This is a genomic window from Pseudomonas sp. LBUM1676, assembly GCF_059695605.1.
Genome location: NZ_CP166777.1, coordinates 2,734,858 through 2,746,685 on the forward strand (window position 1 = coordinate 2,734,858; position 11,828 = coordinate 2,746,685).

13 protein-coding genes are annotated in these 11,828 nt (G+C 63.1%); 1 reads left to right on the forward strand and 12 read right to left on the reverse strand.

Annotated features, from left to right (window positions below; all coding sequences use genetic code 11):
* Positions 1-35: 35 nt before the first annotated feature.
* The 3 genes from ACA041_RS12850 to ACA041_RS12860 all read right to left on the reverse strand — a co-directional run bounded on the left by ACA041_RS12850 (position 36) and on the right by ACA041_RS12860 (position 1,272).
* Entirely contained in the window at positions 36-476 is a 441-nt protein-coding gene (locus ACA041_RS12850) for an Ohr family peroxiredoxin (protein ID WP_497441443.1), read from the reverse strand.
* Between the two features lie 109 nt (positions 477-585).
* Entirely contained in the window at positions 586-1,023 is a 438-nt protein-coding gene (locus tag ACA041_RS12855; RefSeq protein WP_497441444.1) for an Ohr family peroxiredoxin, read from the reverse strand.
* Positions 1,024-1,113: 90 nt separating this feature from the next.
* Positions 1,114-1,272, reverse strand: a complete 159-nt coding sequence (locus tag ACA041_RS12860) for a hypothetical protein (protein ID WP_497441445.1) — start codon at positions 1,270-1,272, stop codon at positions 1,114-1,116.
* Between ACA041_RS12860 and ACA041_RS12865 the strand changes: the two genes are divergently transcribed.
* The gene (locus ACA041_RS12865; protein WP_497441446.1) at positions 1,271-2,278 is read left to right on the forward strand and encodes an Ldh family oxidoreductase; all 1,008 of its coding nucleotides are present in this window, start codon (positions 1,271-1,273) and stop codon (positions 2,276-2,278) included. The genes ACA041_RS12860 and ACA041_RS12865 overlap by 2 nt on opposite strands.
* Positions 2,279-2,528: 250 nt before the next feature.
* Here ACA041_RS12865 and abaF read toward each other — a convergent pair whose 3' ends face one another.
* The 9 genes from abaF to ACA041_RS12910 form a co-directional block, all read right to left on the reverse strand.
* On the reverse strand, positions 2,529-3,926 hold the full coding sequence (gene abaF / locus ACA041_RS12870; protein WP_497441447.1) for a fosfomycin efflux MFS transporter AbaF: 1,398 nt from the start codon (positions 3,924-3,926) through the stop codon (positions 2,529-2,531).
* A gap of 71 nt (positions 3,927-3,997) precedes the next feature.
* Entirely contained in the window at positions 3,998-4,915 is a 918-nt protein-coding gene (locus tag ACA041_RS12875; RefSeq protein ID WP_497441448.1) for a dihydrodipicolinate synthase family protein, read from the reverse strand.
* A 114-nt stretch (positions 4,916-5,029) separates the two neighbouring features.
* Positions 5,030-6,058, reverse strand: a complete 1,029-nt coding sequence (locus ACA041_RS12880) for a trans-3-hydroxy-L-proline dehydratase (RefSeq protein WP_497441449.1) — start codon at positions 6,056-6,058, stop codon at positions 5,030-5,032.
* A gap of 134 nt (positions 6,059-6,192) precedes the next feature.
* Entirely contained in the window at positions 6,193-6,915 is a 723-nt protein-coding gene (locus ACA041_RS12885) for an amino acid ABC transporter ATP-binding protein (protein ID WP_497441450.1), read from the reverse strand.
* Positions 6,908-7,558: an amino acid ABC transporter permease gene (locus ACA041_RS12890; protein WP_497441451.1), complete on the reverse strand. Its 651-nt coding sequence runs from the start codon at positions 7,556-7,558 to the stop codon at positions 6,908-6,910. The genes ACA041_RS12885 and ACA041_RS12890 overlap by 8 nt, the downstream gene beginning before the upstream one ends.
* 10 nt (positions 7,559-7,568) lie before the next feature.
* Positions 7,569-8,234: an amino acid ABC transporter permease gene (locus ACA041_RS12895; RefSeq protein ID WP_497441452.1), complete on the reverse strand. Its 666-nt coding sequence runs from the start codon at positions 8,232-8,234 to the stop codon at positions 7,569-7,571.
* Positions 8,227-10,005 (reverse strand): cis-3-hydroxy-L-proline dehydratase, encoded by a 1,779-nt coding sequence (gene lhpI / locus ACA041_RS12900; protein WP_497441453.1) that lies wholly within the window; start codon positions 10,003-10,005, stop codon positions 8,227-8,229. The genes ACA041_RS12895 and lhpI overlap by 8 nt, the downstream gene beginning before the upstream one ends.
* A gap of 10 nt (positions 10,006-10,015) precedes the next feature.
* On the reverse strand, positions 10,016-10,834 hold the full coding sequence (locus ACA041_RS12905) for an ABC transporter substrate-binding protein (RefSeq protein ID WP_497441454.1): 819 nt from the start codon (positions 10,832-10,834) through the stop codon (positions 10,016-10,018).
* Between the two features lie 236 nt (positions 10,835-11,070).
* On the reverse strand, positions 11,071-11,820 hold the full coding sequence (locus ACA041_RS12910) for an AraC family transcriptional regulator (protein ID WP_497442067.1): 750 nt from the start codon (positions 11,818-11,820) through the stop codon (positions 11,071-11,073).
* Between the last annotated feature and the right edge of the window lie 8 nt (positions 11,821-11,828).

Here is an 11,828-nt window from a genome sequence, read left to right on the forward strand (position 1 = left end):
TTCGTCCGTGAAGACGAACCGGTCACAGGAATGCATCACGCCGTCAGGGCGTTGATGGCCACCTCGATATTGCCTCGGGTCGCTTTCGAGTACGGGCAGATCTGGTCGGCGGCGTGCGCCAGCTCCGTCGCCACCTCTTGTGTCAGGCCCGGCACGCGCAGGGTCAAACGAGCCTGGAGGAAGTACGCCGCACCGGTCTGGCCCAGATCGACTTCGATGATGACGGCCAGATTGGAGGGCAGCGTCACCTTCATGTTTTTCGCCGCAAGCTCGACGGCGGCGGTGTAGCAGGCCGACCATGCGCCGGCGAACAGCTGCTCGGCGGTGGGGTGCGGCACGATGGCTTTGAACTCGTGGGCCAGTTTTGCGTTGCCCGGCGAGGAGAGCTGGATGTCGAGGCCATGGGAAGAGTTGCTGGCGTCGCTGAACGTCGTGTGGGTCTTGCCTGTTGCCAGGACTTTTTCGATCTTGTTCATGGATGAGTCCTTAACGTTTTGCTGGTTTTTGTATGCGCATACGCTTAAAGCGTATGCGGTATATGTGCCGTATCGAAGAGGCCGATCGATATCAACGCCGCGCGGTACTTCAAGCCGTGAGGACGTTCAGGGCCACGTCAATATTACCCCGCGTCGCCTTGGAGTACGGGCAAATCTGGTCGGCGGTATGCGCCAGGGTGGTTGCGACATCGTGCGCCAGGCCAGGCACACGCAGGGTCAAGCGAGCCTGGAGGAAGTAGGCCGGACCGGTCTGGCCCAGATCGACTTCGATGTCGACGGACAGATCGGATGGCAGCACCACATTCATCTCACCGGCCACGAGGCCGACAGCGGCGGTGTAGCAGGCCGACCAGGCGCCGGCGAACAGTTGCTCGGCGGTGGGATGCGGCTGGATGGCCGAGAACACATGGGCCGGTTTGGCGTTGCCAGGCGAGGACAGTTGAATGTCGAGGTTGCCGTTACGGCCAGCAGCGCTGACGGTGGTGTGGGTTTTGCCGGTGGCCAGTACTTTTTCGATCTTGCTCATGGGATGAATCCTCAAGGGTTGTGGTTAGTGTGTCGTATGCGTTTAGGTCGCATGCGATGGAAATAATATTCGCGCAGACGTCGAACGCTGTCAATAGATACGGCGTGGGCTTCCCGACGAGTGGTTGGGCGAATCCTGGGTCGAGCTGTTCGACGGTGTGCCGAATTCGTCATCGGTCGGGCCTAAAGTGATCAAGCCCCAGGCTCTGGAATAGGCCACTGTGGACGGTCTGACCCAGGAGTTGATCATGATCCGACTGTCCCTGGCCGAGGCTCGCGAGCTGGCCGAATCGATCCTGCTGCACAACGGTTTCAACCTTGCCCACGCCCGTGCGGTGAGCGACACGGTGATTGCCGGCGAGCGCGATGGTTGCGCTTCCCACGGCCTGTACCGGCTACTGGGGTGCGTGAATTCGCTCAGGGCCGGCAAGGTGCTGGCGGATGCCGAGCCGCGGGTGATCGACCAGGCGCCCTCGATCGTGCGGGTCGATGCCGCCGGTGGTTTTTCCCAATTGGCATTTCAGGCGGGCCTGCCATTGCTGCAGGAGAAAACCCGGGCCAACGGGATTGCGGCACTGGCGATCAATCACTGTGTGCATTTTTCGGCACTGTGGGTCGAGATCGAGCAGCTCACCGCCGCCGGCCTGGTGGCGTTGGCCTGTAACCCTAGCCATGCCTGGGTAGCGCCTACGGGTGGGAGTCAGCCGGTGTTCGGCACCAACCCCATCGCATTCGGCTGGCCGCGTCCGGGCCAGGATCCCTTTGTGTTCGACTTCGCCACCAGTGCGATTGCCCGGGGCGACATCGAGCTGCACCGGCGTGCCGGCAAGGCGATCCCCGAAGGCTGGGGCGTGGATGCTGACGGGCAGCCGAGCACCGATGCGAACGTGGTGCTCGACGCTGGCGCGATGCTGACGTTCGGCGGGCACAAGGGGTCGGCGTTGGCAGCGATGGTGGAGCTGATCGCCGGGCCATTGATCGGTGATCTGACCAGTGCCGAGTCGCTGGCCTATGACGCCGGCAGCAAGTCGTCGCCGTACCATGGCGAATTGATCATCGCCCTCGATCCACGGCGCTTTCTCGGCGACGCCAGCGAACAGCACCTGGCCCGGGCCGAGGTCATGTTCGACAGCATCCAGGCGCAGGGCGCACGCTTGCCGTCGCAACGGCGCTACGAGGCGCGGGCGCGCAGTCGAGTGGAGGGGGTGCAGATTCCCCAGGCCTTGTACAACGACTTGAAGGCACTGCTGCGCTGATAGAAAAGGCGCATGGCCTGTGTAGGCGCCGGCTTGCTGGCGATGGCGATGGCGATCTCGAGAGCGCCTTCGCGGGCAAGCCTCGCTCCTACAGGGTTTTGTGTTGGGCTCAATATTCGTGCACGGCCGCGATTCCCTATGGGAGCGAGCCTGCTCGCGAAGAGGCCATCAGCTTCAACATCTTCGTTGACTGATACGCCGCTTTCGCGGGCAAGCCTCACTCCCACAGGTAACAGGGGGATACGGTGGCTCACGCCAACGAATCACCCCGGCGTGCAGCGCCAGGTTCGGCGTTGTCCAGGGCGGCGATGCGCGCGGCGGATTCGCTGTCCACCAGGTGCAACGACTTGCCGCGGGTTTCCCGGGTCAGGCCGACGGCAACGATGGAGATCAGCGCGGCGCCGACCAGGTACCAGGCGATCGGTGTCGAGCTGTGGTACTTGTTGAGCAGGGTGATGGCGATCAACGGCGCGAGGGAACCGGCGAAGATCGGCGCCACCTGGTAGCACAGCGACAGCGCGGTGTAGCGCACATGGGTCGGGAACATCTCGGCCATCAGCGCCGAATAGGGTGCGTAGGTCATCGACTCGATGGCCAGGCCCAGGGTGATGGCGCCGATGATCAGCCAATTGTTGCCGGTGTCCATCATCGGGAAGCCGATAAAACCCCAGAACGCGGTGAGCATCGCGCCGGTCAGGTACACCGGCTTGCGCCCCACCAGGTCGGACAGGTAGCCCATCAGCGGGATCATGAAGAAGTGCAGCAGGTGCGCGCCGAACATCAGAAACAGAATCTCCGAAGTGTCCTTGTGCACCACCAGCTTCAGATAAGTAATCGAGAAGGTCACCACGGTGTAGTAGAGGATATTCTCGGCAAACCGCGCGCCGATGCCGACCAGCACGGCGCGCCAGTGATGACGCAGCACTTCGACCACCCCCAGTTGCTGTTGCTTGTTCTGCGCCTGCCGGGCCTGGGCCTCCTTGAAAATCGGTGCGTCATCGACGCTGGTGCGTATCCAGTAGCCGATCAGCACCACCACCGCCGAGAACCAGAACGCGACGCGCCAGCCCCAGGCGAGGAATTGTTCCTCCGACAAATTCGACGACAACAACAGCAGGGCGACAGTTGCCACCAGGTTGCCAGCGGGGACGCCGGCTTGCGGCCAGCTGGCCCAGAAGCCCCGGCGATTATCCGGACAGTGTTCGGACACCAGCAGAATCGCACCCCCCCACTCACCGCCGAACGCGAAGCCCTGGATCAGCCGCAAGAGCACCAGCAACACCGGTGCGGCATAGCCGATCTGGTCGAAGCCGGGCAGGCAGCCCATCAGGAATGTGGTGATGCCGACCACCACCAGGCTCAGTTGCAGCAGGCGCTTGCGGCCGAATTTGTCACCGTAGTGACCGAACACCAGGCCACCCAACGGCCGGGCGAGAAAGCCGACCGCGTACAGGGCGAAGGCAGCGATGATGCCGTCGATGGGGCTGTCGGTCTGGCGAAAGAACAGCTGGCCGAAAACCAGGGCCGAGGCGGTGCCGTAGAGGAAGAATTCGTACCATTCGGCGACGGTGCCGGCCATGGCGGCGGCCACGACTCGTTTCAGTCCCGATGGGCTGGTTGCGCGGGAAGTGCTGAGAGGATTGGACATGCTGGCGTTTCCTGTAGAGGCGCAAAGACAGGCAGCCGGGCCGGGGCCGCAAGGGCCGGCCCGGCAATCACTCAGAGACCGACGTCCGGCAGCTGCGGACGATTGGCCAGGGCCTTGGCCATGATCTGCTCGACGAATACCCGATCGGCTTCCGGCAGGGCCAGGCGAGGCGGACGGGTCAGGGCACTGCCGCGACCGGCGATGGCTTCGCACAGCTTGATGCACTGAACCAGGTCGGCACGGGCATCGAGGTGCAGGATCGGCATCAGCCATTCGTAGATCGGCATGGCTTCGGCAAAGCGACCGGCCTTGGCCAGGCGGAAGATGGTTTCGCCTTCTTTGGGGAACACGTTGGACATGCCCGAGACCCAGCCTTCGGCGCCCACCGCGATACTCTCCAGCACCACGTCGTCGAGGCCGGCAAACAGCACGAAACGATCGCCCACTTCATTGCGCACGTCGATGAAGCGCCGGGTATCGCCGGAGGAATCCTTGAAGCACACCACGTTGTCGCAGTCGGCCAGGGAAATCAGGATGTCCGGGGTGACGTCGTTTTTGTAGATCGGCGGGTTGTTGTAGACCATCAGCGGCACGTCGGCATGCTTGGCCACGTAGCGGTAGTGCTCGGCGGTCTCGAACGGCTTGGAGCCGTAGACCAGCGCCGGCATCAGCATCACCCCGTCAACGCCTACCCGGCGCACCGCATTGGCGACTTTGGCCGCTTGCAGGCTGGTGAATTCGGCCACACCACAGATCACCGGCACGCGCCCGCGGGAGGCATCGACCGCAACTTCGGTCACGGCGATTTTTTCTTCGGCGCTGAGCGAAGTGTTTTCCCCCACCGAACCGCACACCACCAGCCCCGATACGCCGTCACGGATCACGTTGGAAATCACCTGGTGGGTTTTTTCCAAGTTGATCGAGAAGTCGTCGTTGAATTGAGTGGTCACCGCGGGGAACACGCCACTCCAGTTAATGCGCTTGCTCATTATTGCCTCCGGTTCAGTAATTGTATTTCGTATACGATATTTAAAATGACGACACTGGGCTAGTGCTTTTTGCAAATAAACAGGGAATTCAGCAGCCGTTTGTCTGGGGGAATCTCAGGCGCCGGGCCAGGTGTCGGACAGACGATAACCCTGTGGCCACGGATCGCTTGGATCGAGCAGCAATTGATGGGTGCCGGTGATCCAGGCCCGGCCGGAAATGCACGGATAGATCGCCGGACGTCCCGCGACTTCTGTCAGCGAATCGATGCGGCAGTGGAACTCGGAGCCGATGATAGAACGGCCGATAAAACGCTCGCCCACTTGCATCAAGCCCTTCGACTGCAACACCGCCATGCGTGCCGAGCAACCGGTGCCGGTGGGGGAGCGGTCGATTTTTCCAGGTTGAATGACCACCGCGTTGGCTCCGGTGGCGATGCCATTCTCCATGACGAGGGGCGCGGCGATCTGGCAAAAGGAAATATGCGACCAGTCGGGGTTCAGCGGATGGACGAAGCCCAACTGTTCGTTGGCGGCACGGGTGATTTTCAGCCCGACCTCGACCAGATCGGCCGCCTCGTCAGGACGAATGGAAAAGCCCAGCGTCTTGGCGTCGACAATCACAAAACTGTCGCCGCCGTACGCGGTGTCGACCTGCAACGAGCCAACGCCTTCGACTTCGATCCAGGCATCGAGACGGTCGGCGAAGGAGGGCACGTTCTTGATTTCCACCCGTTCGACCTTGCCGTCACGGCAATCGGCCACGGCCTCGATCAGCCCGCCGGGGGCTTCGAGTACCAAGCGAGTTTGCGGTTCGGTCATCGGCAGGATGCCGCTGTCGAGCAGCACGGTGGCGACGCACAGCGAGTTGGAGCCGGACATCGGAGGCGTGTCGGCCGGTTCCATGATGATCCAGGCCATCTGCGCCCGCGGGTCCTTGGCCGGCACCAGCAGATTGACGTGGCGGAACACCCCGCCGCGGGGTTCGTTGAGGACGAAGTTGCGCAGGGTTTCATCCCTGGCGATCCAGCGCGACTGTTCCCACACAGTGGCCCCGGGGGGAGTGGCGACGCCGCCGACGATCACATCGCCGACTTCGCCTTCGGCGTGGCAGCTGACTATATGGATGACTTTCGATGAGCGCATGGTTTGCTCCTTGTGTTGTCTGTCAGGGCCTCATCGCGAGCAAGCTCGCTCCCACAGGGATTGGTGGTTTACATAAAGTCGGGGCTCGACCCAAGCCACTGTGGGAGCGAGCTTGCTCGCGATGGGGCCATCCGTTATTTCACCGATTTGAGAAACGCCGCAGTCTCCGCCTGCACCGGATTCCCAATCACCTGATCCGGCGAACCAATCTCATGCACCAACCCATTGCGAAAGAACGCCACACGGTCGGACACATCCCGGGCAAAGCGGATTTCATGGGTCACCAGGACCATGGTCATGCCGTCTTCGGCGAGCATGCGCATGGTGTCCAGCACCTCGCCCACCAGCTGAGGGTCGAGGGCCGAGGTGGCTTCGTCGAACAGCATGTAGTCCGGCGACATGGCCAGGGCGCGGGCGATGGCCATGCGCTGCTGCTGGCCGCCCGATAGCTTGCCGGGGAACGCCTTGAGCTTGTCGCCCAGGCCAACGTGGGTCAGTTGCCGCACCGCCAGTTCCTCGGCTTCGGCCTTGCTTTTGCCCAGGACCTTGCGCGGCGCCAGCATCACGTTTTCCAGCACGGTCAGGTGCGGGAAGGCGTTCCATTGCTGGAACACGATGCCGATCTTCTGCCGCAGGCGGTTGAGGTCGGTGGCGCTGTGGTGGACCTCGACGCCATCGACGCGGATGTTGCCTTTCTGGATCGGCTCCAGGCCGTTGATGCACATCAGCAGGGTCGATTTGCCCGAGCCGGAGCCGCCGATGATCGACACCACCTCGCCCTTGTTCACCGTCAGGCTGACGCCCTTGACCACTTCCAGGTCGCCGTAGGATTTGTGTACGTTGTCGATCTCAATCATTTTCTTGCCACCTTCTTTCCAGACGAGCACCGAGGCGCGCGACCACCAGGCTCATGACGTAGTAGATGAGGCCCGCGATGCACAGCACCAGCAGCGGTTCCTGGATGCGGGTGACGATGGTTTGCGAGGCGCGCAGCAATTCGACGATGCCGATCCACATCACCAGCGCGGTGTCTTTCATCACGCTGAGCACCAGGTTCAACCAGCCGGGGAAGGCCACCCGCGTGGCCATCGGCAGGACGATCCAGCGCAGGTCTTGCAGGAAGCTCAAACCCAGGGAACGACTGGCCCGGCGCAGGGTGAAGGGCACCGAGAGCACGCCGCCGCGCACGATTTCGGTGAAGTACGCCGCGGCGTAGACCCCGAGCACGATGCAACCGACGGTGAAGGCGCTGATGTTCAGGCCGACGATGCTTTTCAGTGAGTTGAACAACACGAACTGGATCAGCAGCGGCACGCTGCGAAACACGTCCAGCACCCAGGCCAGTGGCAGGCTGGCGCGGGGCAACAGCGCCCGCAGCAGACCGAACAGCAGCCCGGCGAAGGAGCCGAGGATGATCGACCAGAACGTCAGTTGCAGGGTGACCCAGGCGCCATTGAGCAGGAACAACAGGTCATTACCGGAAAAACTGGTGGTCAACATGTTCACCTCCTCAGTAGCGGAACAGCCGCCAGGCCATCAGCCGGGCTACCGCGACGATCGCCTTGGCGATCAGGTAATACAACACCGCAGCAATGGCGAAGTACTCGAAGGTGCGGAAGGTCTTGACGTTGTAGTCCTGGGTCACGCCGGTGAGGTCATTGTTCAGCCCGACGATCACCCCCAGCGACGTCATCAACACCGCCCAGACCATCTGGTTGCTCAGCGGGTAGAACACGATGCGCAACAGCTGCGGGACGATGATCATCCGGTAGGCCTGGAAGGCACTCATGCCCAGTGAGCGGGCGGCGCGCACCTGGGTGTCGGGCACGGCCTTGAGGCCGCCGCGAAAGTTTTCCGCGAGATAACCGGCATTGTTGAACGTGATCCCGGCCAGCAGGGCGAACCAGGAGCTGACATGCAAGCCGAGCGAGCCGAGACCGAAGTACAGGACGTAGATCTGGAACAGCGACGGCGTGTTGCGCGCGATCGATACCCAGCCGTTGCCGATGCCACGCAGCAGCGGGTTTCTGGTTTCGCGCATCACCGTCAGGGCCAGGGCGATCAGCACACCGAAGATCATCGACAGCGCGGCGGTCTCGAAGGTGACCCAGGCACCGGCCAGCATGTCCGGCAAGGCGCGCAGGGTCGCGCGCCACTGGAAGGTGTAATCAAACATGCGCGTGAGTCTCCAGGGAGGCGGCCGGTTGCAGCCAGGCCGGCAGGCGCCCGCTGGCCCTGGCGCTGCAGGCGGCGTCGACGCATTCGGCGAGGTTGGCGAAGTGCACCTTGCGTCCCACCAGGCCCGGTGCGTAGTGCGCGTATTTGCCGGAGTTGGTCATCAAGGTCGTGGCGTGCGGCGGGATCACCGGCTCGCCGAGCATGCACCAGCACGTATCGGTGACCAGGGTCGCGCCGAAGGCTTCGATCACGCCGATATGCCCGGCCTCGCGAGCCTGTTCCAGCACGGCGCGACCGCAGGTGATGGCGAGGACCACATCAGGGTGCTTGTGCCGACCCCGGCACAGCCGCGCCAGGTGGGCAAACTCGCTGAGGGAGAAATGCGGGTTGCCCAGGGACACCACGTCCACCCGGTTGTCGCGGGCGCTGTTGAGCTCGCGCCAACTGAGCAGCAGATCCTGCAGGCGGATTTTTTCCACCGGCAGCGAATCATCCTGGTCCAGTACCTGAGCCGGGTCGAGTGCCTCCGGCGTCACCCCGGCGATATGGAACAGCGGCGCGGCGGAGGTGGTGGCGAAGGCTGCGCCGAAGGCTTTCAGGTCGTCCAGGCTCGGCTGGCGCTGTTGCAGTCCCAGCACCAACGGAATCCGGCTGCCGGCCAGGGCGCCGATGTGGTAACCGAGCAGCGGGCAGAAGGCATCGTCCAGTTCGCCCAGTTCGGGCAACTCGATGCGCAGCGCCGCCTTGCGTTGCGCATCCAGATGACAGCCGATCAGGGGCGCGCGGCCGGTCAGGGCGATGCAGATATCCAGGTAGTCCGGGTACTTCAGGGTGCGTGCGCCGAGCACGCTGTTGGCGTAGACCACCGCGTTGGATTCGGCCCAGACGATTTGCTCGCCGGCTTTCGGCGCGCTGTCGAGCAGGTAGGGCGCGCAGGTGAAACTGAGCTGCGCACCCATCGCCATATAGGCATCGCCCAGGGCACTGGCCGGTTCGCCGAGCGCCGGGTCGATGCCCAGTTCGCGCCAGCGACGCTGGTCGACGGAGATCGAATTGAGGGTGGTCGGCACCCGCACTTTTGCCCCCCATTGCACCAGTTGTTCGGCAAAGCGCAGGCTCGCCGGTCCCGTATAAATGCAACCATCGATGTGCGCCTGGGTGACGTCCACCAGCTGGCGGGCGCCTTGCAGTTGCGCCATGCGCAAGACGATCTGCATGGCCACCTGCGCGGCCTTGCCATGCTCGCCGTCGAGCAGCGCCCGATCGTGGTCGGTGAGGTCGATCGAGGCGCTGGTACCTGTGGCTTGCGCTGGGATGTCGAGTGCCTGCCAGGCATCCCCCGGCGGCAGTTCGAACAGGGTCAGCGAGGCGCCATCGACCCGGGCGAAAGCCTTGCCACGCAGGGCGGCGAAGGCCTCCCTGCCGATGCACAGCACCGGCAGGGATCGCTCGAAGATGGTCTGTGCCACGAGCACGCCCAGGGTCAGGATCTCATCGGGTTCGGCCAACACCAGTGCAGCCGGCGCATGACCGTTGCTGATCAGTTCCATCAGCACGCTGCTGCCGGTGCAGGAGCCGCGACCGCTGGGAATGGCCAGCACCCGACCGGCCAGGTATTCGCCGCTGAGCGGGTGGTGTCGGTCGATGATCTCGCCGCTGTACGGGTCGACCCCGCCCCAGAAACTCAAGCCCACCTCGGCGAACAACAGGGGCCCTTGGGCAGCGCCTGCAACCAGGCTGCGACCGGTCAGAGCAGTGAACCTGGGCATGCCGGCCACCTCAGTAGTAGACCTGTGGCACGGTCAGGTTGGTCGGCGGGATCTCGGTGCCGACCCATTTGACGAACAACTCCTTGTAGCGACCGCTGCGTACCTGCTGGTTGACGAACAGATTGAGGTAGTTGAGCAGGCCATACTCGCTGCGCTTGGCGCCGAGGGAGACGTAGTCGATGGTGTACGGCGCGTTACCGGCGATTTTCAGGTTCTTGTATTTACCCGACTTGATGGTCGCGGCGGCCACAGTATTGGTGACCACGGTGGCATCGATGTGGCCCTGGGCGACCGCCAGCAGCGTGTCGTTCTGCGACTGGTAGGCGCGGAAGGTGCCGCTGCCCCAGCTTTTCACGTCTTTTTCCAGGGCGATGGCTTCATAGGTGCCGCTGGTGTTACCCAACGCTTTGCCCTTGATGTCGGCGAAGCTGTTGATACCGGTGTTGTCGCGGGTCAGCACCACCATCTGGAAGGCGAAGTACGGCACGGTCAGGCCAACGGTCTTGGCCCGCTCCAGGGTATCGGAAGTGGAGGCGACGATGACGTCGGCACGCCCCGAGACCAGTGCTGGAATCCGGTCCGGGAAGGGCGTTTCCACCACCTCGGCATCGACCCCGAGAATTTTTGCCAGGTCGTGGCAGTAGTCGACGTCGAAGCCGGCGGGGTTGTTGCCTTCATCGCGAAAACCCATGGGCGGGAAGTCCAGAGTCACGGCGCAGCGCAATTTACCCGAACCGATGATCTCGTCGAGCTTGTCGGCCTGGGCGGTGGCGATGAAAGAGGTACTGAGAACAGCGCTGAGGGCTACGGCAAATGCGGGGTTTTTCATAGAGGCCTCGTGGTCGTAGTGCTGTTAGATATCGTATTGGGAATTTCGTATACGATATTAGATTAGCAATGAGTGTGCCTTTTTGCGCGACGGGGCGAGAATTATTTGTCAGGCCTTGAGCCAGGCGTCCTGCAACACTGGGGAGAAGCAAATGACCTCGGCGATCGGGCGCGGGAGGTGTTACAGAAGGGAGCAGCAGGAACGCCGGGCGCCCCTAAAAGGAACACTCGCCCGGGTCAGCGACGGCTTTCGCGATACTGACTCGGCGCCAGGCTGGTCAAGGCCCGGAACTGCCGGCTGAACGCACTGTGGTCGGTGTAACCGCAGCGCAAGGCGATCTCGGTGATGGGCAGGTCGGTGTGCAGCAACAGACGGGAGCCTTCCTCCAGGCGCGCCTTGTGAATCATCTGCCGCGGGGTGAGCTGGAACACCCGCTTGCAGTGGCGCTCCAGTTGCGCCACGGAAAACCCGGCAATCGCGGTCAATTCGGCAAGGCTGATGGGGCGGGCGAAGTGGCTGCGGATATGCGCGTCCACCGCGGCGATTTTCTGGAACGCCGGATGGCTCGACTGTGGCGCTTGCAAGTCGCGGGAAATCCCGGCCAGGCCGACGATATGCCCCTGCCGGTCGCGCAACGCAAGTTTGTGGGTCAGGCACCAGACCGGCTGGTTGCCGAAATACAGGTGCAGTTCGAGTTGGTCGGCGAGCTCGCGGCCGGTGGCAAGCACCCGGCGATCCTGCTCGGTGTACAACGGACCGAAGCGTTCCGGAAAGACTTTGTCGGCGGTTTGCCCGAGCAGCTCGTCGGTGTGTTTGCAGCCACAGCGCCGGGCCAGGGTCTGGTTGACGAAGGCGTAGCGGGCCTCGCTGTCCTTGATGAAAAACACCACGTCCGACAGGGTGTCGAGCAGCGCCGCGATCGGTTGCAGGCTGCTCAGCAGGGTCGGCAGGTCGCAGGGCTGGAAGGTGGTGAGCGAGGGGTACATGGCGCAGG

What these genes read in the sequence shown, in the direction of transcription:
- ACA041_RS12850 (WP_497441443.1), bottom strand. Translation starts at nt 476, where the DNA reads ATGAACAAGATCGAAAAAGTCCTGGCAACAGGCAAGACCCACACGACG.
- ACA041_RS12855 (WP_497441444.1), bottom strand. Translation starts at nt 1,023, where the DNA reads ATGAGCAAGATCGAAAAAGTACTGGCCACCGGCAAAACCCACACCACC.
- ACA041_RS12865 (WP_497441446.1), top strand. Translation starts at nt 1,271, where the DNA reads ATGATCCGACTGTCCCTGGCCGAGGCTCGCGAGCTGGCCGAATCGATC.
- ACA041_RS12860 (WP_497441445.1), bottom strand. Translation starts at nt 1,272, where the DNA reads ATGATCAACTCCTGGGTCAGACCGTCCACAGTGGCCTATTCCAGAGCC.
- abaF (WP_497441447.1), bottom strand. Translation starts at nt 3,926, where the DNA reads ATGTCCAATCCTCTCAGCACTTCCCGCGCAACCAGCCCATCGGGACTG.
- ACA041_RS12875 (WP_497441448.1), bottom strand. Translation starts at nt 4,915, where the DNA reads ATGAGCAAGCGCATTAACTGGAGTGGCGTGTTCCCCGCGGTGACCACT.
- ACA041_RS12880 (WP_497441449.1), bottom strand. Translation starts at nt 6,058, where the DNA reads ATGCGCTCATCGAAAGTCATCCATATAGTCAGCTGCCACGCCGAAGGC.
- ACA041_RS12885 (WP_497441450.1), bottom strand. Translation starts at nt 6,915, where the DNA reads ATGATTGAGATCGACAACGTACACAAATCCTACGGCGACCTGGAAGTG.
- ACA041_RS12890 (WP_497441451.1), bottom strand. Translation starts at nt 7,558, where the DNA reads ATGTTGACCACCAGTTTTTCCGGTAATGACCTGTTGTTCCTGCTCAAT.
- ACA041_RS12895 (WP_497441452.1), bottom strand. Translation starts at nt 8,234, where the DNA reads ATGTTTGATTACACCTTCCAGTGGCGCGCGACCCTGCGCGCCTTGCCG.
- lhpI (WP_497441453.1), bottom strand. Translation starts at nt 10,005, where the DNA reads ATGCCCAGGTTCACTGCTCTGACCGGTCGCAGCCTGGTTGCAGGCGCT.
- ACA041_RS12905 (WP_497441454.1), bottom strand. Translation starts at nt 10,834, where the DNA reads ATGAAAAACCCCGCATTTGCCGTAGCCCTCAGCGCTGTTCTCAGTACC.
- ACA041_RS12910 (WP_497442067.1), bottom strand. Translation starts at nt 11,820, where the DNA reads ATGTACCCCTCGCTCACCACCTTCCAGCCCTGCGACCTGCCGACCCTG.